At 57.7% G+C, this 23641-nt stretch carries 22 protein-coding genes; 9 read left to right on the forward strand and 13 right to left on the reverse strand.

Annotation, left to right across the window (positions count from 1 at the left end):
* Nucleotides 1-26 precede the first annotated feature (26 nt).
* The 3 genes from edd to QLG03_RS01560 form a co-directional block, all read right to left on the reverse strand.
* Nucleotides 27-1838 carry a phosphogluconate dehydratase gene (gene edd / locus QLG03_RS01550; protein WP_023290242.1) on the reverse strand — a complete coding sequence of 604 codons (1812 nt, stop codon included), beginning with the start codon at nt 1836-1838 and terminating at the stop codon, nt 27-29.
* A gap of 222 nt (nt 1839-2060) precedes the next feature.
* Complete coding sequence (zwf, locus tag QLG03_RS01555) at nt 2061-3536, reverse strand: glucose-6-phosphate dehydrogenase (protein WP_004203394.1); 1476 nt, start codon at nt 3534-3536, stop codon at nt 2061-2063.
* Between the two features lie 10 nt (nt 3537-3546).
* On the reverse strand, nt 3547-3696 hold the full coding sequence (locus QLG03_RS01560) for a hypothetical protein (protein WP_032428921.1): 150 nt from the start codon (nt 3694-3696) through the stop codon (nt 3547-3549).
* Nucleotides 3697-3855: 159 nt separating this feature from the next.
* On the opposite strand from QLG03_RS01560, the gene QLG03_RS01565 reads away from it, so the two are divergent.
* Together QLG03_RS01565 and pyk are read left to right on the forward strand one after the other, a co-directional pair.
* Complete coding sequence (locus tag QLG03_RS01565) at nt 3856-4761, forward strand: MurR/RpiR family transcriptional regulator (RefSeq protein ID WP_072096624.1); 906 nt, start codon at nt 3856-3858, stop codon at nt 4759-4761.
* Nucleotides 4762-4886: 125 nt separating this feature from the next.
* Nucleotides 4887-6329 (forward strand): pyruvate kinase, encoded by a 1443-nt coding sequence (pyk, locus tag QLG03_RS01570; protein ID WP_002911440.1) that lies wholly within the window; start codon nt 4887-4889, stop codon nt 6327-6329.
* Nucleotides 6330-6392: 63 nt separating this feature from the next.
* Here the strand turns inward: pyk and QLG03_RS01575 are convergent, their stop codons facing one another.
* On the reverse strand, nt 6393-7727 hold the full coding sequence (locus QLG03_RS01575) for a 2-hydroxycarboxylate transporter family protein (protein WP_049013980.1): 1335 nt from the start codon (nt 7725-7727) through the stop codon (nt 6393-6395).
* 416 nt (nt 7728-8143) lie between these two features.
* Here QLG03_RS01575 and QLG03_RS01580 point away from each other — a divergent pair, with 416 nt between their 5' ends.
* The 3 genes from QLG03_RS01580 to dcuR all read left to right on the forward strand — a co-directional run bounded on the left by QLG03_RS01580 (nt 8144) and on the right by dcuR (nt 11609).
* Nucleotides 8144-9091, forward strand: coding sequence for an AEC family transporter (locus QLG03_RS01580; protein WP_255987941.1), 948 nt, complete (start codon nt 8144-8146; stop codon nt 9089-9091).
* A gap of 62 nt (nt 9092-9153) precedes the next feature.
* Nucleotides 9154-10839 (forward strand): NAD-dependent malic enzyme, encoded by a 1686-nt coding sequence (locus tag QLG03_RS01585; protein WP_255987942.1) that lies wholly within the window; start codon nt 9154-9156, stop codon nt 10837-10839.
* A 53-nt stretch (nt 10840-10892) separates the two neighbouring features.
* Nucleotides 10893-11609 carry a two-component system response regulator DcuR gene (dcuR, locus tag QLG03_RS01590; RefSeq protein WP_255987943.1) on the forward strand — a complete coding sequence of 239 codons (717 nt, stop codon included), beginning with the start codon at nt 10893-10895 and terminating at the stop codon, nt 11607-11609.
* Between the two features lie 30 nt (nt 11610-11639).
* Here the strand turns inward: dcuR and lpxM are convergent, their stop codons facing one another.
* From lpxM to znuA, 3 genes are all read right to left on the reverse strand, one after another.
* Nucleotides 11640-12611, reverse strand: coding sequence for a lauroyl-Kdo(2)-lipid IV(A) myristoyltransferase (gene lpxM / locus QLG03_RS01595; RefSeq protein ID WP_255987944.1), 972 nt, complete (start codon nt 12609-12611; stop codon nt 11640-11642).
* Between the two features lie 117 nt (nt 12612-12728).
* Nucleotides 12729-14048, reverse strand: coding sequence for a murein DD-endopeptidase MepM (mepM, locus tag QLG03_RS01600; protein ID WP_023290249.1), 1320 nt, complete (start codon nt 14046-14048; stop codon nt 12729-12731).
* 15 nt (nt 14049-14063) lie between these two features.
* Nucleotides 14064-15008, reverse strand: a complete 945-nt coding sequence (gene znuA / locus QLG03_RS01605) for a zinc ABC transporter substrate-binding protein ZnuA (protein ID WP_048336020.1) — start codon at nt 15006-15008, stop codon at nt 14064-14066.
* 78 nt (nt 15009-15086) lie between these two features.
* On the opposite strand from znuA, the gene znuC reads away from it, so the two are divergent.
* Nucleotides 15087-15839, forward strand: coding sequence for a zinc ABC transporter ATP-binding protein ZnuC (znuC, locus tag QLG03_RS01610; protein WP_282473560.1), 753 nt, complete (start codon nt 15087-15089; stop codon nt 15837-15839).
* A complete protein-coding gene (gene znuB / locus QLG03_RS01615; RefSeq protein WP_180263548.1) occupies nt 15839-16624 on the forward strand; it encodes a zinc ABC transporter permease subunit ZnuB in 786 nt (261 codons plus the stop codon). The genes znuC and znuB overlap by 1 nt, the downstream gene beginning before the upstream one ends.
* Before the next feature lie 62 nt (nt 16625-16686).
* Here the strand turns inward: znuB and ruvB are convergent, their stop codons facing one another.
* The 6 genes from ruvB to aspS all read right to left on the reverse strand — a co-directional run bounded on the left by ruvB (nt 16687) and on the right by aspS (nt 21953).
* Nucleotides 16687-17697, reverse strand: coding sequence for a Holliday junction branch migration DNA helicase RuvB (gene ruvB / locus QLG03_RS01620; protein ID WP_004148860.1), 1011 nt, complete (start codon nt 17695-17697; stop codon nt 16687-16689).
* An 8-nt stretch (nt 17698-17705) separates the two neighbouring features.
* A complete protein-coding gene (ruvA, locus tag QLG03_RS01625; RefSeq protein ID WP_002911454.1) occupies nt 17706-18317 on the reverse strand; it encodes a Holliday junction branch migration protein RuvA in 612 nt (203 codons plus the stop codon).
* Between the two features lie 79 nt (nt 18318-18396).
* A complete protein-coding gene (gene ruvC / locus QLG03_RS01630; protein WP_004203412.1) occupies nt 18397-18918 on the reverse strand; it encodes a crossover junction endodeoxyribonuclease RuvC in 522 nt (173 codons plus the stop codon).
* Nucleotides 18919-18952: 34 nt separating this feature from the next.
* Nucleotides 18953-19693, reverse strand: coding sequence for a YebC/PmpR family DNA-binding transcriptional regulator (locus QLG03_RS01635; protein ID WP_002911459.1), 741 nt, complete (start codon nt 19691-19693; stop codon nt 18953-18955).
* 27 nt (nt 19694-19720) lie between these two features.
* Nucleotides 19721-20164, reverse strand: a complete 444-nt coding sequence (gene nudB / locus QLG03_RS01640) for a dihydroneopterin triphosphate diphosphatase (protein WP_002911477.1) — start codon at nt 20162-20164, stop codon at nt 19721-19723.
* Nucleotide 20165: 1 nt separating this feature from the next.
* Entirely contained in the window at nt 20166-21953 is a 1788-nt protein-coding gene (aspS, locus tag QLG03_RS01645; protein ID WP_023290254.1) for an aspartate--tRNA ligase, read from the reverse strand.
* A 267-nt stretch (nt 21954-22220) separates the two neighbouring features.
* Between aspS and QLG03_RS01650 the strand changes: the two genes are divergently transcribed.
* The gene (locus QLG03_RS01650; RefSeq protein WP_032453393.1) at nt 22221-22787 is read left to right on the forward strand and encodes a hydrolase; all 567 of its coding nucleotides are present in this window, start codon (nt 22221-22223) and stop codon (nt 22785-22787) included.
* Nucleotides 22784-23602 carry a DUF72 domain-containing protein gene (locus QLG03_RS01655; protein WP_048297820.1) on the forward strand — a complete coding sequence of 273 codons (819 nt, stop codon included), beginning with the start codon at nt 22784-22786 and terminating at the stop codon, nt 23600-23602. Before QLG03_RS01650 ends, QLG03_RS01655 begins: the two co-directional genes overlap by 4 nt.
* Nucleotides 23603-23641 lie beyond the last annotated feature (39 nt).

The following is a 23641-nucleotide window of genomic DNA, read 5'->3' on the forward strand; positions in this document are numbered from 1 at the left end:
TCGCCAGATCTAGAAATTAAATCGTCTTAAAAAGTGATGCAGGTTGCGCCCTGCTCCGCGCCAGAGAGCTTCTCACGCAGCGCCCCAAACATCTCCCGACCGGTTCCTACGCGCGACGCGCTGAGGTCAGGGATATGCGGCTGACGCGCCGCCAGTTCGGCATCGTCCACCAGCAGCGTCAGTTCCCCCGTCTGCCCGTTCACGCGAATAAGATCGCCATCGCGCACTTTCGCCAGCAACCCACCATCATAGGCTTCAGGCGTGACATGGATGGCTGACGGGACTTTACCGGAGGCGCCAGAGAGTCGGCCATCGGTCACCAGCGCTATTTTGAAACGGCGGTCCAATAATACACCAAGTGGCGGCATAAGTTTATGTAATTCTGGCATCCCGTTCGCTTTTGGCCCCTGATGGCGGACCACCACCACGCAGTCTTTGTCCAGCAGACCCGCTTCAAAGGCCGGCAACACGTCGTGCTGGCTCTCGAACACCACCGCCGGCGCTTCGATCACCTGGTTCTCTACCGGGACTGCCGAGGTTTTCATGACCGCACGGCCGAGGTTACCGCTCAGCACCTTGGTGCCGCCGTGACGGGAGAACGGTTTCTCGAAAGTCGCGATGACCTGATCGTCAAGCGGCGCCGTCGCGCCTTCCCGCCAGTCCAGCTCGCCGTTGTTGAGCCACGGCTCGAGGGTGTAGCGCGACAGGCCGAAGCCGGCGACGGTGTGAACGTCCTCATGCAGCAGGCCGCCTTTCAGCAGCTCGCGCACCAGAACCGGAACGCCGCCCGCCGCCTGGAAATGGTTGATATCCGCCGGGCCGTTGGGGTAGAGGCGCGCCAGCAGCGGCACCACGTCTGACAGGTCGGAGAAATCATCCCAGTTAATGATGATGCCCGCCGCGCGGGCCATCGCCACCAGGTGCATGGTGTGGTTGGTAGAACCGCCGGTCGCCAGCAGCGCCACAATGCCGTTAACCACCACTTTTTCGTCAAACATTTTGCCCAACGGCATCCACTCGTTGCCATTGCCGGTCATGCGGGTGACCTGGCGCGCGGCGGCAGCGGTCAGCGCTTCCCGCAGCGGGGCATCCGGATGGACGAAGGACGATCCCGGCAGCTGCATGCCCATAAACTCCACCACCATCTGGTTGGTGTTCGCCGTACCGTAGAACGTACAGGTCCCCGGAGCGTGGTAAGAAGCGGCTTCGGACTCCAGCAGCGCCATGCGGTCAACTTTGCCCTCAGCGTATAGCTGGCGAATGCGAACCTTCTCTTTATTAGGCAGGCCGCTGGCCATCGGACCGGAGGGAATAAAGACCGACGGCAGGTGGCCGAATGAGAGCGCCGCCATGGTCAGTCCGGGCACAATTTTATCGCACACGCCGAGATACAGCGCGCCATCGAACATATTATGCGACAGGCCGATGGCCGCGGACATGGCGATCACTTCGCGACTCAGGAGAGAGAGCTCCATGCCGTCCTGTCCCTGGGTCACGCCGTCGCACATCGCCGGCACGCCGCCGGCCACCTGGCCGACCGCATTGGCGCTGTGCAGCGCTTTGCGAATGATATCCGGGTAGTGTTCGTAGGGCTGATGCGCGGACAACATATCGTTGTAGGAGGTGATGATGGCGATGTTGTTGCGCAACATGCTTTTCAGGGAGGCTTTGTCGTCGGCCTGACAGGCCGCGAAACCGTGAGCCAGATTGCCGCAGGCCAGTTGCGCACGATGCACGGTGTCGGTTTTGGCCTGGTTAATCCTTGCGAGGTAAGCCGCGCGGGTATCACGCGACCGTTCGATAATGCGATTTGTTACCCGTAACATTGTCGAATTCATAAAGGCTCCTCAAAATTTTATCTGTCCGGCCGCTGCGAGATGACGTGTTTTGGTGCCCGAAGCCACCAACACCAGCGCTCAGGGGCAAAATGTCTGTAGGCAGTGTAATAAAAAAAGCCCCGTGGGTGAATCCTCACGGGGCTTAAAAGATTAAAAAGCGTGCGACTTTCTGCGTCAGATCATGTTACCGGTAAAATAACCCTGACGGATAAGACCGCGAGCTTACTCGAACTCGTTCCACGAGCGACCATCGCGGGTGATCATGGCTACCGAGGCCACGGGTCCCCAGGTCCCGGCCTGATACGGTTTCGGCGCATCGCGGTCGGCTGCCCAGGCTTCGGTGATGGAGTCCACCCACTTCCACGCCTCTTCCACTTCATCACGGCGGACGAACAGCGCCTGGATACCGCGCATGGTCTCCAGCAGCAGACGTTCATAGGCATCGGCCAGATGCGTCTGGTTGAAGGTTTCGGAGTAGCTCAGATCCAGCTTGGTGATCTGCAGGTTATGCTTGTGGTCGAGGCCCGGCACTTTGTTCAGGACCTGGATATCCACCCCTTCGTCCGGCTGCAGACGAATGGTCAGCTTGTTCTGCGGCAGCTCCTGCCAGGTCTCTTTAAACAGGTTCAGCTCCGGCGTTTTGAAATAAACCACCACTTCGGAACATTTGGTCGGCAGACGTTTGCCGGTGCGCAGATAGAACGGTACGCCAGCCCAGCGCCAGTTATCGATATCAACGCGGATCGCCACGAAGGTTTCGGTGTTGCTGGTTTTGTTCGCCCCCTCTTCTTCGAGGTAGCCTGGCACTTTTTTGCCCTGGGCAAAGCCGGCGGTATACTGGCCGCGAACGGTTTTCTCGCGCACATTGGAGCGGTCAATACGGCGCAGGGATTTCAGCACCTTGACCTTTTCATCACGGATGCTGTCGGCGCTGAGATCGGACGGCGGCGACATGGCAATCATGCACAGGATCTGCAGCAGGTGGTTTTGGATCATGTCGCGCATCTGTCCGGCCTGGTCGAAGTACCCCCAGCGCCCTTCAATGCCTACCTCTTCCGCGACGGTGATTTCCACATGATCGATGGTACGGCAGTCCCAGTTATTGACGAACAGGGAGTTGGCAAAGCGCAGCGCCAGCAGGTTGAGGACCGTCTCTTTTCCGAGGTAGTGGTCGATACGGTAGACCTGGCACTCTTCAAAAAACTCGCCGACCTGATCGTTGATTTCCCGCGAGGTTTCCAGCGAGGTGCCCAGCGGTTTTTCCATGACCACGCGCGCAGGCTTGGCATTGAGCTTCGCTTCGCCCAGACCTTTACAGATGGCGCCAAAGGTGCTCGGCGGCATGGCGAAATAGTTGATGGTGACGCGATTCTTTTGGTCCAGCATGTCGCCCAGGCGGGTGAAGCCGCTGGTGTCATTGACGTCAAGATTACAGAACTCCAGGCGTCCGCTCAGGGAATCCCACAAACCTTCATCAATTTTTTCCTTCATGAAGGTTTCCAGCGCTTCGCGCACCACTTTGGTGTAAGCCGCTTTATCCCAGTCGGCACGGCCGACGCCAATGATCCGGGTGTCGGCGTGGATCTGGCCCGCCTTTTCAAGCTGATACAGGGAAGGCAACAATTTACGCCGCGCCAGGTCGCCCTTCGCGCCGAAAATGACCAGGTCGCATGCCTGGGCCGTTTGCGTTACCGCCATGTCATTCTCCTCAGTTGATAGTCTGGTGCTTATGCCAGGCTATATTTGTAATTTTCTTACACTGCACTGTACTGTGTTTACGTATTTCCCGAAAGCCTTCCCCTCCGTTTGCGGCGGGAAAACCGCACAGGGTGAAAACATTCGGCGATGATTTGGGCATCTGGCTGATATTGTTCGTTGTTTGTACCTGTTTCAGGTCAGTAAAATACGACTCTGATCATGTAATGAAAAAAAACAACATTTTTTCCCGTCATTCCTCACCGCTTGCGCTTGCGGAGGGGTATATTCTTGCTAAAACGCCCGATGATTTCACCCATTAATGAAATCGTTTCCATTGATGAGCGCCCTGTTACTAATGAACATGCTGGAAAAAATCCAGTCCCGACTGGAACACCTTAGCAAATCTGAACGCAAAGTGGCGGAAGTGATCCTTGCCACCCCCGCGCAGGCTATTCATTCGAGCATCGCCGCCCTCGCCCTTGAGGCCGGGGTGAGCGAACCGACCGTCAATCGCTTTTGCCGCAGTCTCGAAACCCGTGGCTTTCCTGATTTCAAACTGCATCTCGCCCAGAGCCTTGCGCACGGCACACTCTATGTTAACCGCAATGTTGATGAAGACGACAGCGTTGAGTCATACACGGGAAAAATATTTGAATCGGCCATGGCGAGTTTAGATCAGGTCCATCATTCTCTCGACATGTCGGCAGTGAATCGCGCGGTGGATCTCCTGACTCAGGCCAAAAAAATCGCCTTTTTCGGCCTGGGCTCTTCGGCGGCGGTCGCTCATGACGCGATGAACAAATTTTTCCGCTTTAACGTGCCGGTCATCTATTCCGACGACATTGTCCTGCAACGCATGAGCTGTATGAATTGCGATGACGATGATGTGGTGGTGATTATCTCGCATACCGGCAGGACCAAGAGCCTGGTGGAGCTGGCGCAGCTGGCCCGTGAAAACGATGCCATGGTGATCGCCCTCACCTCCCCCGGCTCGCCGCTGGCCCGGGAAGCTACGCTGGCCATTACCCTGGATGTGCCGGAAGATACCGACATCTATATGCCAATGGTCTCGCGTCTGGCCCAGTTGACCGTCATTGACGTGCTGGCAACTGGCTTTACCCTGCGCCGGGGAGCAAAATTCAGAGATAACTTGAAGAGGGTCAAGGAAGCGCTGAAGGAATCGCGTTTTGATAAAGAACCGTTCGTACCCAGTGATAATCAATAAAAGTTGATAACAAGCAGTACCCCATTACACCTTCGATAACGATCCGGCTGTGCGACGTTGCAGGCTGGCGCTACCGAATCCATGTTCACGCAACACCAAAGTTGTATCAGTCAACGGAGTATTACATGTCCAGAAGGCTTCGCAGAACCAAAATCGTTACTACCTTAGGCCCGGCAACTGACCGCGATAACAACCTGGAAAAAGTTATCGCCGCGGGCGCAAACGTAGTGCGTATGAACTTCTCTCACGGCACCCCGGAAGATCATCAGCTCCGTGCCGATAAAGTGCGTGAGATTGCGGCAAAACTGGGCCGTCACGTAGCCATCCTCGGCGACCTCCAGGGACCAAAAATTCGCGTATCGACCTTTAAAGAAGGCAAAATTTTCCTCAACGTCGGCGACAAATTCCTGCTCGACGCCAACCTCGGCAAGGGCGAAGGCGACAAAGAGAAAGTCGGAATCGACTATAAAGGCCTGCCGGCGGACGTCGTGCCTGGCGATATCCTGCTGCTCGACGATGGTCGCGTGCAGCTGAAAGTCCTCGAAGTTCAGGGGATGAAAGTGTTCACCGAAGTGACCGTCGGCGGCCCGTTGTCCAACAACAAAGGGATTAACAAGCTGGGCGGCGGCCTGTCTGCCGAAGCGCTGACTGACAAAGACAAGGCCGATATCGTCACCGCCGCTAAAATTGGCGTCGACTATCTCGCCGTCTCCTTCCCGCGCTGCGGCGAAGACCTGAACTACGCCCGTCGCCTGGCGCGCGATGCCGGTTGCGATGCGAAAATCGTCGCCAAAGTCGAGCGTGCGGAAGCCGTCTGCGACCAGGACGCCATGGACGACGTGATCCTCGCCTCCGATGTGGTGATGGTTGCCCGCGGTGACCTCGGGGTCGAAATCGGCGATCCGGAGCTGGTGGGCATCCAGAAAGCGCTGATTCGTCGTGCGCGTCAGCTGAACCGTTCCGTCATCACCGCCACCCAGATGATGGAGTCGATGATCACCAACCCGATGCCGACCCGTGCGGAAGTCATGGACGTGGCCAACGCCGTGCTGGATGGTACCGATGCGGTGATGCTCTCCGCGGAAACCGCTGCCGGTCAGTACCCGTCGGAAACCGTGGCCGCGATGGCGCGCGTCTGTCTGGGCGCCGAAAAAATCCCGAGCCTTAATGTCTCCAAACACCGTCTGGACGTCCAGTTCGACAACGTGGAAGAAGCGATTGCCATGTCGGCGATGTATGCCGCCAACCACCTGAAAGGCATCACGGCCATCATCACCATGACCGAATCGGGCCGTACCGCGCTGATGACCTCTCGCATCAGCTCCGGTCTGCCGATTTTCGCCCTGTCCCGCCACGAGCGCACCCTGAACCTGACCGCCCTCTACCGCGGGGTGACGCCGGTGTTCTTCGACAGCCAGAATGACGGGGTGGCCGCTGCGCACGATGCCGTCAATCTGCTGCGGGACAAAGGCTACCTGGTCTCCGGCGATCTGGTGGTCGTTACCCAGGGTGACGTGATGAGCACCATCGGCAGCACCAACACCACGCGTATCCTCACCGTCGAGTAAGCCTCGGTCTCTACCTGCCAGCGCTACGGCTGGCAGGTATTTTTTTGCCCAACGCCCGGCAGGCTACACCATCCAGCTCAGCAATAGCGTCGCAGCGATCACCGTCGACGCCCCACCGATACGCGTCGCAATCTGTGCAAACGGCATCAATCCCATGCGGTTTGAGGCCGAGAGAATGGCGACATCCCCCGTTCCGCCCAGCCCACTGTGGCAGCTGGTAACGATGGCGGCTTCCACAGGATACATATTAAGGCGTGAAGCGATAAAGAACCCGCTCAACGCCATGGCAATGACAATGGAGCCGCACACCACGACGTAGCCAACGGAGAAGACCGAGACCACGCTCTCCAGCGGTACATACAGCATGCCCAGGCCGATCATCAGCGGCCACACCAGCGCGGCGGAGACGAACTTGTAGCAACTGTGCGCCCCCAGCTCCATCGCCGCCGGGATAACTTTTGTATATTTGCAGAATACCGCCGCCAGAATCATCAGAACCGGCCCCGGAATATGCACCACCTTCTCCAGCAGACCGCCGATGATGAAAAAGGCGCAAATCATCAGCAACCCGGCGCCCATGAGCTGAAAATCGGTGGGCTGCGTACTCTGATTCTGCGCAAAGACGCTATTATCTTCATGGCTGCGGATCAGCATCCCGTTGCCGGACAGCGCCGGGCGACGAGCGCCCATGCGGGCCAGAAAGCCGGCGCAGATAATGGCGAAGATGTTACCCACCACCGCCGCCGGCGCCAGTTGGGCCACGTAGACATCTGGCGCCTGTCCGAGGATCGCCGAATAAGCCAGCGACAACGGCAGGATCCCTTCGCCGATGCCGCCGCCGATAATCGGCACAATGATAAAGAAGAAGGTGTGATACATACTGTAGCCGAATAAGCTGCCCACCAGCAGGCCGGTTACGATTGCCGCGCCGGTTCCGACCACCAACGGGACAAACATGCGCACCATCCCCTGGATCAGAATCGTGCGGTTCATGCCCAGGATACTGCCGACCACCAGGCAGGCGATGACGAAATAGAGGAGATTGGCCTCCTTCATCAGTAAATGCACGGTATCGAGCGTATGCGCTTCAAATACGCCAAAGTAGACCAGCACTGAGGGCGTCATCAGACACAAAATCGCCGGACCGCCAATATCTTTTAACACCGGCACCATGCGGCCAATTTTCGCCAGTGCGAACCCGAGGGTCATGATGACCGCCAGTCCGCCAATCATGTTTTTTGGCAACAACCCCGCGCCAGCGGAGAGCGCCACTATCGCGGCGATACCTATAAACAGCGTTAACGGCACGGCGCCAACTTCGATATTGGCGAAAAGTCGAGTCGCTTGCCCGTTCGGCAACGTTTTATCTATCGGGTGGTTGAGTGAATTATTTTTCATATTTTTACCTGAATAATAAGGAGGTCACGTAGGGTCAGGATGCAATATTAAAATCGCGCAGCACTATGAACTAAAAAGCACTAAACGCCGTATCAACTAAATACACTGAAACGGTAGCACAGGACTTTAAAACTAAAAACGACAACCGTATTAACGCTGCCGGCTTTGTGACTGAGCCATAAAGTTTATTTTAAGTAATTTAATTTATTATCGCGAAGCTAAAGTTATCGCCAGCTAAAATAATGAACTCTGTTAATACAACGCAATGATTTAATAATCTTTTCTCTATTTGTAAGTAAAGTAGCCAAGGCGAAATTATTTAAAGCCAGATGACTGTGATGGCTATCACCTTTTAAATATTAGGGGATCGTTAGATTGGCAGCACAACAATCCGATAATATATGTCAGGATATTTTATGCCTTCACTGCTCTTGCAATCTCTTTTCCCGTTGGTATTTATCATGCTGCTCGGATGGCTTAGCGGCAAACTCGGCTATACCCGCCGTGAGGACGCCTCCGTTCTTGCCACGGTGGTTATCCGCTTTGCCCTTCCTTTTCATCTTTTTATCGGCGCATTACATACCAGCCCGGATAAAATAAAAAACTTCACCTTTATGGCGGTGCTGGTTATTGGTCTGATGGGGTCGTATTTTCTTACGCTACTGATCTCGCGCTACGTTTTTCGTCATGATATTAAAACCAGCGCGATTCAGTCGCTGGTTTGCGCCTTCCCCGATATGGCCTACTTTGGCGCCCCCGTGCTGGCGGTGCTGATAGGTCCGGAGGGCTTTCTCGGGGTGCTTATCGGAAACCTGGTGACCAGCGTGTTGATGATCCCTCTGACCATCATCCTGATCCGCATGGGAGACCAGCCCGGAGACGCTGAGGCTCCCCAGCTCCACGCCGGGCAGTTGATCCTGCAAAACCTGCATAACGCCGTGCGAAATCCCATTGTCTGGATCCCCATTTCCGGGGTGCTGCTCAGCCTGGCCGGGATCCAGTTGCCGCCTCTGCTCAGCGTACCCGTCGAAATGGTGGGTAAAATCGCCGGCGGTCTGTCACTGTTCGCCCTTGGGCTGCTGTTTTACGGTGAACGTCCGACGGTCAATATTCAAACCTGCACCAACATTAGTATTAAAAACCTGATCCAGCCGGGCATGATGGCGCTGGCCGGGCTGGCCTTTGGGCTCAGTCATTCCCTGATGCAACAGGTTATTATCATTGGCGCGACGCCTTCCGCTATCGCGGCGGGGATGTTTGCCCTGCGCAGCGATACCTATATTGAACCCGCCTCATCTTCTATTTTGCTGGGCACCGCCATCGGCGTGGTTACCGAAGGCGTCATGATTTATCTCATTTCGTAATCACAGAAATAAAACACCAAGACATCAGGCAATATTTTAATTTGATATTCAGGAGTCACGTAATGTTAGCCACAGAAACCTTATACACCCCCTATAACGGTGCTGTCCTGCTGGAAAACCCGTTATTAAATAAAGGCCTCGCGTTTACGGAAAGCGAACGCGCAGCGTTTAATCTTCAGGGACTGTTACCGCACAATGTGGAAACCATTGAGGAACAAACCGAGCGCGCATGGGGCCAGTTTTGTCAGTTCAAAAAAAGCATTTCGCGCCATATTTATCTCAGAAATATTCAGGACACAAACGAGACGTTATTCTATAACCTGCTGCGCAGCCATATGAAAGAGACGCTGCCCATTATTTATACCCCGACGGTGGGTGAAGCGTGCGAACACTTTTCAGAAATATATCGCCGGGGACGCGGCCTGTTCATCTCCTGGCCCAACCGTCACCATATTGACGAGATGCTGCAGGGGTTTTCCCGCAACGATATCAAAGTCATCGTGGTAACCGATGGCGAGCGTATTCTGGGGCTGGGCGACCAGGGAATCGGCGGTATGGGGATCCCCATTGGCAAACTCTCGTTATATACCGCCTGCGGGGGCATTCACCCGGCATCAACGCTGCCCATTATGTTAGATGTCGGTACCAACAATCCGCAGCATCTGGAGGATCCGCTGTATATGGGCTGGCGACATCCGCGCATCAGCGATGAGCAGTACCTGGAGTTTATGGACATGTTTGTCCATGCCATTCAGCAGCGCTGGCCGACTGTCTTGCTCCAGTTTGAAGATTTTGCCCAAAAGAATGCCACGCGACTGCTCAACCGCTATCGACACCAGCTGTGCTGTTTTAACGATGATATTCAGGGAACCGCCGCCGTGACCTCGGGAACCCTGATCGCCGCCGCTGCCGCCGCCGGGACGTCGCTCCGCTACCAGCGGGTGGTTTTCCTTGGCGGCGGTTCGGCCGGATGCGGCATTGCGGAAAAAATCATTGCGCTGATGGTGGATGATGGGCTCTCAGAAACGGAAGCACGTCGCCGCATCTTTATGGTTGACCGCTTTGGTCTGCTGACTGATGAGATGCCTAATCTGCTCAATTTTCAGCGCGAGCTGGTCACCCCCCGAGCCAGTATCGCCCACTGGGATACCGAGGCGGCCCAGCTGTCGCTGATGGATGTCGTACGCAACGTCCACCCTACCGTGCTGATCGGCGTGTCAGGCCAGCCGGGGCTGTTTAGCGAAGAGATAGTGAAAGAGATGCATCGGCACTGCCCGCGTCCGATTATTATGCCGCTCTCTAACCCCACCTCCCGAGCCGAGGCCCAGCCGAAGGATCTGCTGGAGTGGACCCGGGGTAGCGCGCTCATCGCCACCGGCAGCCCGTTCGACCCTGTCTTCTATGACGGCAAAACCTACGACATTGCCCAGTGCAACAACGCCTATATTTTCCCCGGTCTGGGGCTGGGGATCCTTGCCAGTAAAGCCGAGCGCGTCACCGAAGCAATGCTTATCACCTGCAGTAAAACGCTGGCCGCCCACTCGCCTCTGGCGACCCGCGAAACCGGCGGTTTACTGCCGCCGGTAGAAGAGATCGAGATGATCTCACGGGCTATTGCCGCAGAGGTCGCCCGCGCGGCTCAACTGGACGGCGTAGCGCCGCAGATTGACGAGGCGCAGCTGGCGGCGAATATCGATAAAACCTTCTGGCGAGCGCGCTACACCGCGTATAAACGTTCGTCATTGTGATCGCTCATCTCGCGGGAAGCCGGCTGGCTTCCCGCCACTCGGGGGAACCACCCATGTTCAATGTGCTGATTGTCGATGATGATCCTATGGTGGCCGAACTGAACCGGTTGTTTATCAGCCAGGTAGCTGATTTTCACTGCTGCGGAGTCGCGGCGACGATCGCCGATGCCAACGCGATGCTGAGCCATCTGGCGCCGATCGATCTGCTGCTGCTGGATGTCTATATGCAACAGGAGAGCGGCCTGGACCTGCTGCCGGCGCTTCGCGCAGATGGGCGGAATATTGATGTCATCATGATGACGTCCGCCGCCGATGCGCTCACCGTGCAGACGGCGCTGCGCAATGGCGTGGTTGATTACCTGATTAAACCGTTTCAGTTTCCGCGCTTTGAGGAAGCCCTGCGAACCTGGCGCAATAAACGCGATGCGAAGCAAGCGAAATCCTGCTACGCCCAGGCGGATATCGACACCCTGCTACGCCGCGGGGTTCAACAACAGGACGGCCCCCGCCGCTTGCCGAAAGGGCTGACGCCGCAAACGCTTCGACTGGTGTGCCGGTGGATAATCGCTCATCAGGCGCGAGATTTTTCAACCAATGAGCTGGCGGCGGCACTGCAGATCTCCAGAGTTTCATGCCGCAAATACCTGATATGGCTGGAGCAGATCAACGTGCTCTACACCAGCAATCACTACGGTATCACCGGCCGACCGGAGTATCGTTACCGGCTTGCGGCTGAGAACATGATGTTGCTGACGCAATATAGCCAGTGAGCCGGGAATGCCCACTGGCGCGCCTGCAGACTACTTCTTAGGGTACAGCTCTTTACGTTTGTAGGGCTCGATTTCACCCGGCTTGCGCGTCTTCAGCAGCTTCAGGATCCAGGTGTACTGCTCGGTGTGCGGCGTAACAAACACCTCCACCTCTTCGTTCATCCGCCGGGCGATCGTTGTATCGTCAGCGTCCAGCAGATCGTCCATCGGCGGGCGCACCAGCACCGTCAGGCGATGCGTTTTGCCATCGTAGACCGGGAACAGCGGAACGACGCGAGCGCGGCATACCTTCATTAAACGGCCAATCGCCGGCAGCGTGGCCTTATAGGTCGCGAAGAAATCCACAAACTCGCTGTGCTCGGCGCCGTGATCCTGATCGGGGAGATAGTAGCCCCAGTAACCCTGGCGCACCGACTGAATAAACGGTTTGATCCCGTCGTTGCGCGCGTGCATCCTTCCGCCAAAACGACGACGTACGGTATTCCACACGTAATCGAAGACCGGGTTACCCTGGTTGTGGAACATCGCCGCCATCTTCTGCCCGCCGGAGGCCATCAGCATCGCCGGGATATCCACGCCCCATGCGTGCGGGACGAGGAAAATCACCTTTTCATTATTGCGCTGCAGCTCGTCGATGATCGCTTTACCCTGCCAGTCGACGCGGGCGAGAATTTTCTGCGGATCGCGCAGGCCCAGCTCGGCCATCATCACCATCGCCTGCGGCGCCGAGGCGTACATGGCGTCGATGATCGTTTCCCGCTCATGCTCGCTTTTTTCCGGGAAGCAATACAGCAAATTAATCTGCGCCCGGCGGCGCGAGCTTTTCGCCAGACGCCCGACCAGACGACCGAGTTTGCCGAGAAGCGGATCGCGAAAGGAAGGCGGCGTCAGCGCAATACCGGCGAAGGCAAAGACCCCCAGCCAGGCGCCCCAGTAGCGCGGCAGTAAAAAAGATTTTTCAAACTTAGGGATAAACTCAATATTATTTTTTTTCGTTTCCATGCCCAATCCGCAGATCGACTGCTTAATCAAGATAATGGGATAGTGTAGCGAGACGTTGGGTATCCTACAAAATAAAAAGCCGGCGCCCTGGGGCACCGGCTTTCCACTGACCGGTGGTTAGTCAAACCGCAGCTGCGGAACGACCTCTTTGACCTGCGCCAGATAATCGGTACGGTCGGAACCGCTCAGCCCTTCAGTACGCGGCAGTTTCGCCGTCAGCGGGTTGACCGCCTGCTGGTTGATCCACACTTCGTAGTGCAGGTGCGGCCCGGTTGAGCGTCCGGTATTCCCCGACAGCGCAATACGATCCCCGCGCTTCACTTTCTGCCCCGGCTTCACCAGCAGCTTACGCAGGTGCATGTAGCGAGTGGTATAGGTACGGCCGTGGCGGATGGCCACGTAATACCCTGCGGCGCCGCTACGCTTGGCCACCACCACTTCGCCATCACCCACCGCCAGCACCGGCGTTCCCTGCGGCATCGCGAAATCGACGCCACGGTGCGGCGCGACGCGCCCGGTGACCGGGTTCAGACGACGCGGGTTAAAGTTAGAGGAGACGCGGAACTGACGCGCCGTCGGGAAGCGCATAAAGCCTTTCGCCAGCCCCGTCCCGTTGCGGTCGTAGAATTTTCCGTCTTCGGCACGGATGGCAAAGTAGTCCTTCCCGTCAGAACGCAGACGCACGCCAAGCAGCTGGCTTTGCTCGCGTTTGCCGTCAAGCATTTCGCGCGACATCAATACCGAGAACTCATCGCCTTTCTTCAGCTTACGGAAATCCATCTGCCACTGCATGGCCTTGATCACCGCGCTGATTTCCGTGCTGGTCAGCCCGGCATCGCGCGCGCTGGAGACAAAGCTGGCGCCGACGGTGCCTTTCAGCACGCTGTTGACCCAGTCGCCTTTCTGCAGCTCGCTGCTCATTTTAAAGCCGTTAGCCACGCGGGTGTAGGTGCGGGTTTCGCGGCGGGACATCTCCCAGGTCAGACTCTGCAGATCGCCGTCGGCGGTCAGGGTCCAGGAGAGCTGCTGGCCAATCTTCAGATTACGCAACTCTTTATCGGCGGAGGAGAGCTGGGCGATATCACCCATATCGATACCGTACTGGTTCAGGATGCTGCTGAGGGTATCGCCGGTCGACACCACGTATTCGTGCCCGCCGGCATCGCTATCGGCTTTTTCGTCGAGTTCATCCTGAGGAATGGCTTCTTCTTCCTGCGGGGCCTGGTCGATCGGCTCGGAGGCTTCCGGCAGCAGGGAGCGGATCTCGCTTTTTTCCAGTTCAATGGTTCTGACGATGGGGGCGGATTCCGGGTGGTAAATGTAGGGTCGCCAGACGGCGACCGCTAAGGTAAGAACGCTAAGCGACCCCAGCATGACGCGATGAGGTCGTGGCAGATTGTTAAATGCCTGAGTGACAGCGCGGGCTATCTGTTGCACGTATTCACTTCCTCGTTAATCTCCTTTCAGGCAGCTCGAATACTGATTCGCCAGCTGGGTGAGGAATTGCGGGTAACTCGCTTTACCCAGCTTAATTCCGCTACCCAGTGGATCCAGGGTCCCCATGCGCACAGACGTGCCCCGGGCAACAGCTTCGATAACCGCTGGCCTGAACTGTGGCTCAGCAAAAACGCAAGTGGCTTTCTGCTCAACCAGTTGTGTTCTGATTTCGTGTAAACGCTGCGCACCGGGCTGTATTTCAGGGTTGACGGTAAAATGCCCCAGCGAGGTCAAACCGTAGTGTTTTTCAAAGTAACCGTAGGCGTCATGAAAAACGAAATAGCCCTTTCCTTTCAGCGGTGCCAGCTCATTGCTAACCTGCTTGTCGGTCGCCGCCAGCGCGGCCTCGAACTGCTGCAGGTTGCTGTCGAGTTTGGCTCGACTCTGCGGCATAAGTTCCAATAATTTATCGTGGATTGCAACCGCCGAAAGCCGCGCTATCTCTGGGGATAACCACAGATGCATATTGTAGATACCGTGATGGTGATCGCCGTCACTTTTTTCCGCTGCGCCATGGTCATGACCATGATGATCGTCATCGTCGTCAGCGCCGGTCATCAGCAGCGGTTTGACCCCATCCAGCTCTGCGATAGTCACCTTTTTATTCGCCGCAATGCTTTGCGTCGACCTATCCATAAAGGCTTCCATTTCCGGACCGATCCACACCACTAAGTCTGCGTTCTGTAAGCGTTTTACATCGGAAGGACGGAGAGAATAATCATGCTCGGAGGCGCCATCGGGCAGCAGCACCTGGGTGTCGGTAACCCCATCGGCGATAGCCGCCGCGATAAAGCCCAGCGGTTTCATGGAAGTCACCACGGCGGCACTGGCCTGCGGTACCTGTGCGAACAAAAAAACAGCGCCAAGTCCAGCGCAAAGAAGCGTATTTTTATGTAACATAATGCGTCTAGTCATCGAAACGAGTGAGTGTGATGTGATATTATAACATTCACTAGCTTGTGCAACCCCTAAATGATTATGACAAACCTTGTAACGCTGGAAAATGTCTCGGTGGCCTTTGGCCAACGCCGCGTGCTGTCTGACATCTCGCTGGCTCTCACGCCAGGCAAAATATTGACCCTGCTGGGCCCCAACGGCGCCGGCAAATCGACGCTTGTGCGGGTGGTTCTGGGGCTGGTAGCACCGACAGAGGGTGTTATCAAGCGCAAAGAACGCCTGCGGATAGGCTATGTGCCGCAGAAACTGCATCTCGACGCCACGCTGCCGCTGACCGTCAGCCGCTTCCTGCGTTTGCGTCCAGGCACCCGCAAAGACGACATCCTGCCGGCGCTGAAGCGCGTGCAGGCCGGGCATCTGATCGACGCCCCGATGCAAAAACTTTCCGGCGGAGAAACCCAGCGCGTGCTGCTGGCTCGCGCCCTGCTCAATCGCCCGCAGCTACTGGTGCTGGATGAACCGACCCAGGGCGTCGACGTCAATGGCCAGGTTGCGCTCTACGATCTTATCGACCAGCTGCGCCATGAGCTGGACTGCGCGGTGCTGATGGTCTCCCACGACCTGCATCTGGTCATGGCCAAAACCGACGAGGTATTGTGCCTGAACCAGCATATCTGCTGCTCCGGCGCACCAGAGGTCGTCTCAATGCATCCGGAGTTTATCTCCATGTTCGGCCCACGCGGCGCGGAACAGCTGGGGATCTACCGCCATCACCATAATCACCGCCACGATCTTCAGGGGCGAATTGTACTGCGTCGGGGAAACAGCCGCTAATGATTGAACTTTTGTTACCTGGCTGGCTGGCCGGGATGATGCTGGCCTGCGCCGCTGGCCCGCTGGGCTCCTTTGTGGTCTGGCGCCGTATGTCCTATTTCGGCGACACGCTGGCGCATGCCTCGCTGCTCGGCGTCGCTTTCGGTTTACTGCTGAACGTCAATCCGTTTTATGCGGTGATCGCCGTCACCCTGCTGCTGGCCGGCGGGCTGGTATGGCTGGAAAAACGGCCGCATCTGGCGATCGATACCCTGCTGGGCATCATGGCGCACAGCGCGCTCTCCCTGGGGCTGGTGGTGGTCAGCCTGATGTCTAACGTCCGCGTCGATCTGATGGCGTACCTGTTCGGCGATCTGCTGGCGGTCACCCCGCAGGACCTGATCGCCATTGCCATGGGCGTGGTGATTGTGATTGGCATTCTGCTCTGGCAGTGGCGGAATCTGCTGGCGATGACCATCAGTCCGGACCTGGCGTTTGTCGATGGTGTGAAGCTGCAGCGGGTCAAGCTGCTGTTGATGCTGGTCACCGCCCTGACTATCGGCGTGGCGATGAAGTTCGTCGGGGCGCTGATCATCACTTCCCTGCTGATTATCCCGGCCGCCACCGCCCGCCGTTTTGCCCGCACGCCGGAGCAGATGGCCGCCGTGGCGGTGAGCGTGGGCATGCTGGCCGTCACCGGCGGGTTAACCTTCTCGGCTTTCTACGACACGCCGGCCGGTCCATCGGTGGTGCTGTGCGCCGCGGCGCTGTTTATTCTCAGCATGACGAAAAAAGCCGCCAGCTAAAAATGAAAAACCCGGTCGCGCTGCTGACCGGGTCTCCCGATGAACGACACATCCGTAGCGAACTACGGCATCTCCGGCGGCGTAATCCCGAAATGATTCCAGGCGCGCACCGTCGCCATTCTTCCCCGCGGCGTACGCTGCAGAAAACCCTGCTGAATTAAGTAGGGCTCCAGCACATCTTCAATGGTTTCCCGCTCTTCGCCAATCGCGGCGGCGAGGTTATCCAGCCCCACCGGTCCGCCGAAGAACTTATCTATCACCGCCAGCAGCAGCTTGCGGTCCATATAGTCGAACCCTTCCGCATCGACGTTGAGCATATCCAGCGCCTGGGCGGCAATGTCGGCGGAGATGGTGCCGTCGTGGCGCACTTCCGCGAAGTCACGCACCCTACGCAGCAGACGGTTGGCAATACGCGGCGTGCCGCGTGAACGGCGGGCCACTTCCAGCGCACCCTCGTCGCTCATCTCCAGCCCCATATGGCGGGCGCTGCGGCTGACAATATGCTGCAGATCGGGGATCTGATAGAACTCCAGACGCTGCACGATGCCAAAGCGGTCGCGCAGCGGCGAAGTCAATGAACCGGCCCGGGTGGTGGCGCCGATCAGGGTAAACGGCGGCAGGTCGATTTTAATCGAGCGCGCCGCCGGACCTTCGCCAATCATGATATCCAGCTGGTAATCTTCCATTGCCGGATAGAGCACCTCTTCCACCACCGGCGAGAGGCGATGGATCTCATCGATAAACAGCACATCGTGCGGTTCAAGGTTGGTGAGCATCGCGGCGAGATCGCCCGCTTTCTCCAGCACCGGGCCGGAGGTGGTACGCAGATTCACCCCCATTTCATTGGCGACGATATTGGCCAGGGTGGTTTTCCCCAACCCTGGCGGGCCAAAAATCAGCAGGTGATCGAGGGCGTCGCCGCGCAGCTTCGCCGCCTGGATAAAGATCTCCATCTGCGAACGCACCTGCGGCTGGCCGACATACTCTGCCAGCAATTTTGGGCGGATGGCGCGGTCAGCGGCCTCTTCGAAGCCGCTGCTGTCTGCCGATACCAGCCGGTCTGCTTCAATCATCCCTTACCTCACAACGCGGCGCGCAGCGCTTCGCGGATTAGCGTTTCACTGTTGGCGTCCGGGCGCGCGATCTTGCTGACCATCCGGCTGGCCTCCTGCGGTTTATAGCCCAGCGCGACCAGCGCGGCAACCGCTTCCTGCTCGGCATCGTCCGCCGTCGGGCCTGCCGGTGAGGTCAGTACCAGATCGGCGGCCGGGGTGAACAGATCGCCGTGCAGCCCTTTGAAGCGGTCTTTCATCTCAACGATCAGGCGTTCAGCGGTTTTTTTGCCAATCCCCGGCAGCTTCACCAGCGAGGCGACCTCTTCCCGCTCAACGGCGTTGACGAACTGCTGCGCCGACATGCCGGAGAGGATCGCCAGCGCCAGCTTTGGCCCTACGCCGTTGGTTTTGATCAGTTCTTTAAACAGGGTACGCTCCTGTTTGTTGTTAAACCCATACAGCAGCTGGGCATCTTCACGCACCACAAAGTGGGTGAAGACAATCGCCTCCTGCCCGGCCTCCGGCAGCTCATAGAAGCAGGTCATTGGCATGTGCACTTCATAGCCGACGCCCGCCGTTTCCAGCAACACCAGCGGGGGTTGTTTTTCGAGAATGATGCCTCTGAGTCTGCCTATCACGTGGGGCTCCTGCGTTATGGTCTAAGTATCTGGCGGTATCATAAAAAAAGGCTGGATAGATATCCAGCCTGATTTGCGATTATCGTAAGCGCCCTCGCGCCAGATTGAGCCGGGTCTCGCTGATCTGCGCGGCATTCTGGCTGACATGGCAATGGGTGATGGCGATCGCCAGCGCATCCGCCGCATCCGCTTGCGGATTGGCAGGCAGCTTGAGCAGGGTGCGCACCATGTGCTGGACCTGACTCTTTTCAGCGCTGCCGATGCCGACAACCGTCTGCTTAACCTGGCGGGCGGCATATTCAAACACCGGTAACGACTGATTGGTCGCCGCCACGATCGCCACCCCGCGCGCCTGCCCGAGCTTTAACGCCGAGTCGGCATTCTTGGCCATAAAGACCTGCTCAATGGCGAAAAAGTCAGGCTGGAACTGGGTGATGATCTCCGTCACTCCGGCGTAGATCAGCTTCAGCCGCGACGGCAAATCGTCCACTTTGGTGCGGATACAGCCGCTGCCAAGGTAGCTCAGCTGCCGGCCAACCTGACGGATCACGCCATAACCGGTAACGCGCGACCCCGGGTCAATGCCGAGAATAATAGCCATCACGCGCCTCCGGTTAACCGTGGATGCGACTGCATCACAGGGTGGCTGCGACCTCGTCGGAGATCTCGCCGTTATGGTACACTTCCTGCACGTCGTCGCAGTCTTCGAGCATATCGATCAGACGCAGCAGCTTCGGCGCCGTCTCGGCATCCATATCCGCTTTGGTGGACGGGATCATCGAGACTTCGGCAGCGTCGGCTTTCAGGCCAGCGGCTTCCAGCGCGTCGCGCACGGCGCCCATCTCTTCCCAGGCGGTGTAGACGTCGATCGCGCCGTCGTCATAGGTCACCACGTCTTCAGCGCCAGCTTCCAGCGCCGCTTCCATGATGGTGTCTTCATCGCCTTTCTCGAAGGAGATGACGCCTTTTTTGCTGAACAGGTAGGAGACGGAACCGTCGGTGCCGAGGTTACCACCGGTTTTAGTGAAGGCGTGACGCACTTCCGCAACGGTACGGTTACGGTTGTCGGACAGACATTCCACCATCACCGCGGTACCGCCAGGGCCATAGCCTTCATAAATGATGGTTTCCATGTTCGCGTCTTCATCGCCGCCGACGCCGCGCGCGATGGCGCGGTTCAGGGTGTCGCGGGTCATGTTGTTAGACAGCGCTTTATCCACCGCCGCACGCAGACGCGGGTTGGACGCCGGATCGCCGCCGCCCAGACGCGCTGCGGTAACCAGTTCGCGAATGATTTTCGTAAAGATTTTACCGCGCTTGGCATCCTGTGCCGCTTTGCGGTGTTTGGTGTTGGCCCATTTACTATGACCTGCCATAAAAAACTCTCCAAAAAGCGCGCCCTTTCAGGCGGCGTTAATTACAAATTCTTCAATCGCCTGCCGGTTGCTCCACGACTTGGTCAGCGCAGCGGCTTCCGTCGCGCTGACCCAGCGGTAGGCCAGATGTTCGGTAAAGGTAATTTCCCGCTCATGAGGCAGCGCAAGACAGAACCAAAATTCCGTATTACGCTCCACTCCCGGCGCATAGCGATGACGCAAATGAGAAAATATCTCGAACTCCACCGTGCGCTGACAGTCGATTAAGGTCAGTTGCTCGCAGGCAACGTCAATGGCGACCTCTTCCTTTACTTCACGCGCGGCGGCCTGCAGCGCGGTCTCTCCTGCTTCCAGGCTGCCGGTGACCGACTGCCAGAACGCGGGATCGTCGCGCCGCTGCAACATCAGCACCCGTTTGGTATCTTCGGCGTAAATCACCACCAGCACCGAAACGGGCAGCTTAAATGACATATTACTTGTTCTCCAGAGACGCTTTTGCCTCTTTCTCCACAACCTGAATACCCAGTTCACTGAGCGCCGCCGGATTGGCGAAGCTTGGCGCTTCGGTCATCAGGCAGGCGGCCGCGGTGGTTTTCGGGAAAGCGATAACGTCGCGGATGTTATCGGTGCCGGTCAGCAGCATGGTCAGACGGTCAAGACCGAACGCCAGGCCCGCATGCGGCGGGGTACCGTATTTCAGCGCATCGAGCAGGAAGCCGAATTTCTCACGCTGTTCCTGTTCGTTAATGCCCAGAATACCAAATACCGTCTGCTGCATGTCGCCGCGGTGGATACGCACCGAACCGCCGCCGACTTCATAACCGTTAATGACCATATCGTAGGCGTTGGCCACGGCCTCTTCCGGCGCAGCTTTCAGCTCGTCCGCCGTCATATCTTTCGGCGAGGTGAACGGATGGTGCATCGCCGTCAGGCCGCCTTCACCGTCATCTTCGAACATCGGGAAATCGATCACCCACAGCGGCGCCCATTTGCTCTCGTCAGTCAGGCTCAGATCTTTGCCCAGCTTCAGACGCAGCGCGCCCAGCGCGTCGGCCACCACTTTCTTGTTGTCGGCGCCGAAGAAGATCATGTCTCCGTCCTGCGCGCCGGTGCGGTCGAGGATCGCTTCCACGATTTCAGCGGTCAGGAACTTGGCCACCGGGCTGTTGATCCCGTCCATGCCTTTGGCACGTTCGGTCACTTTAATATAGGCCAGCCCTTTCGCGCCGTAGATCTTGACAAAGTTGCCGTATTCGTCGATCAGCTTGCGGGTCAGAGAAGCCCCGCCCGGCACGCGCAGCGCCGCCACGCGCCCTTTCGGATCGTTGGCCGGGCCGGCAAAGACCGCGAACTCCACTGATTTCAGCAGGTCGGCGACGTCCACCAGCTCCATCGGGTTACGCAGGTCCGGTTTATCGGAGCCGTAGCGACGTTCGGCTTCGGCGAAGGTCATGATCGGGAAGTCGCCCAGATCGACGCCTTTAATCTCCAGCCACAGCTGACGCACCATCGCTTCCATGATCTCACGCACCTGCGGCGCGGTCATAAAGGAGGTTTCCACGTCGATCTGGGTAAATTCAGGCTGACGGTCGGCACGCAGGTCTTCATCGCGGAAGCATTTGACGATCTGATAGTAGCGGTCGAAGCCGGACATCATCAGCAGCTGTTTGAACAGCTGCGGCGACTGCGGCAGCGCGTAGAATTTGCCTTTATGCACGCGGGAAGGCACGAGGTAATCGCGGGCGCCTTCCGGGGTGGCTTTGGTCAGCATCGGGGTTTCGATGTCGAGGAAGCCATGGTCATCCATAAAGCGGCGCACAAAGCTGGTGATTTTCGCGCGGGTTTTCAGACGCTGCGCCATTTCCGGACGACGCAGGTCGAGGTAGCGGTATTTCAGACGCGCTTCTTCGGTGTTGACGTGATTGGAGTCCAGCGGCAGCGATTCTGAGCGGTTAATGATCGTCAGATCGGAAGCCAGCACTTCGATAGCGCCGGTGGCCATGTCCGCGTTGATGTTTTTCTCTTCACGCGCGCGAACGGTGCCAGTGACCTGAATGCAGAACTCATTACGCAGTTCAGAGGCTAACTTCAACGCATCCGCACGATCCGGATCGAAAAACACCTGAACGATGCCTTCGCGGTCGCGCATATCGATAAAAATGAGGCTACCGAGATCGCGACGGCGGTTGACCCAACCACACAGAGTCACCTGCTGCCCAACGTGGGACTGTCGAAGCTGTCCGCAATATTCTGTACGCATGAGATATCCCTTAACTTAGCCGTCGGCGGATTGTCGTCTGCCCTGCAGGCGACGAGGTCGCAGCTTTAGCTGATGTCACAACTGAATGAAAAAAGGCGGCTATTATACTGGAAATTCTGTCGTTCGATAAGTCCGACGCACGATGTACGCTGCTTTGCTGCGCGCTTAACGTCCACACTCACATAAATTAACAAAATTTGTTACCCTTTTGCTGAAGCCGCAAAGGTATTGTAGCCGCCTGACAACAGATGAAGATACGGGGATACCATGTTAGAACTCAATGCGAAAAACACGGCGCTGGTGGTGATCGATCTGCAGGAAGGCATTCTGCCTTTTGCCGGCGGCCCACATCGGGCTGACGAGGTGGTGGCTCGCGCCGCCCGCCTGGCAGACAAGTGCCGACAACAGGGTTCGCCGGTCATCATGGTCCGCGTCGGCTGGTCGGCAGATTTCGCCGAAGCGCTGAAACAGCCTGTCGACGCGCAGGCCGGGGCGCATACGCTGCCTGAGAACTGGTGGACCTATCCGGCCACGCTGGGTAAGCAGGAGAGCGATATCGAAGTGACCAAACGCCAGTGGGGCGCGTTCTATGGCACCGACCTTGAGCTTCAGCTGCGTCGCCGCGGTATCGACACCATTATTCTCTGCGGCATCGCCACCAACATCGGCGTCGAATCCACCGCCCGCAACGCCTGGGAGCTGGGTTTTAACCTGGTCATTGCCGAAGATGCCTGCAGCGCCGCCTCCGCCGAGCAGCATCAGGGCAGCATGACGCATATTTTCCCGCGCATCGGCCGCGTGCGCAGCACCGAGGAGATCCTCGCCGCGTTATGATTTATATTGGGCTTCCCCAGTGGTCGCACCCGAAATGGGTGCGCCTTGGCATCACCAGCCTTGAAGAGTACGCCCGCCACTTCAATTGCGTCGAGGGCAACACCACCCTTTATGCGCTACCGAAGCCGGAGATTGTCGCCCGCTGGTACGAGCAGACCCACGATGACTTCCGCTTCTGCTTTAAATTCCCGGCGACTATCTCGCACCAGGCCGCCCTGCGCCACTGCGACGATTTAAGCCGTGAATTCTTCACCCGCCTGGCGCCGCTGGCCTCGCGCATCGGCCAGTACTGGCTGCAGCTGCCGGCGACCTTCGGCCCTCGCGATCTCCCGGCGCTATGGCATTTTCTCGACGCACTGCCGAAGGATTTCACCTACGGCGTCGAAGTTCGTCACCCCGAGTTCTTCGCCAAAGGGGAAGCAGAACAGCAGCTCAACCGCGGGCTGCACCAGCGCAGCGTCAACCGCGTGATCCTCGACAGCCGCCCGGTCCATAGCGCCGCGGCCACCAGTCCGGCGATGATCGACGCGCAACAAAAGAAACCGAAGGTGCCGGTGCATGCGGTGATGACCGCCCGGCAGCCAATGGTGCGCTTTATCGGCGGCGACGATATGGTCCATAACCGGGAACTGTTTCGCGTCTGGCTGCAGACGCTGCCGAAATGGCATCAGTCAGGGACGCCGTGGCTGTTCCTGCATACCCCCGATATTGCCTACGCGCCGACGCTGGTCGATACCCTGTGGGGCGATCTGCGCGCCGCCCTGCCGGCGGCAGGAAATGCGCCGTCGATTCCGCAGCAATCTTCTCTTTTCTGATATCCTGCTATCATATCCGGAGCCATCTGCCAGAGTTAA

Origin of the sequence: Klebsiella sp. V115_8, assembly GCF_029967715.1 — a bacterium.
In the GTDB taxonomy this organism is placed as follows: domain Bacteria; phylum Pseudomonadota; class Gammaproteobacteria; order Enterobacterales; family Enterobacteriaceae; genus Klebsiella; species Klebsiella quasipneumoniae.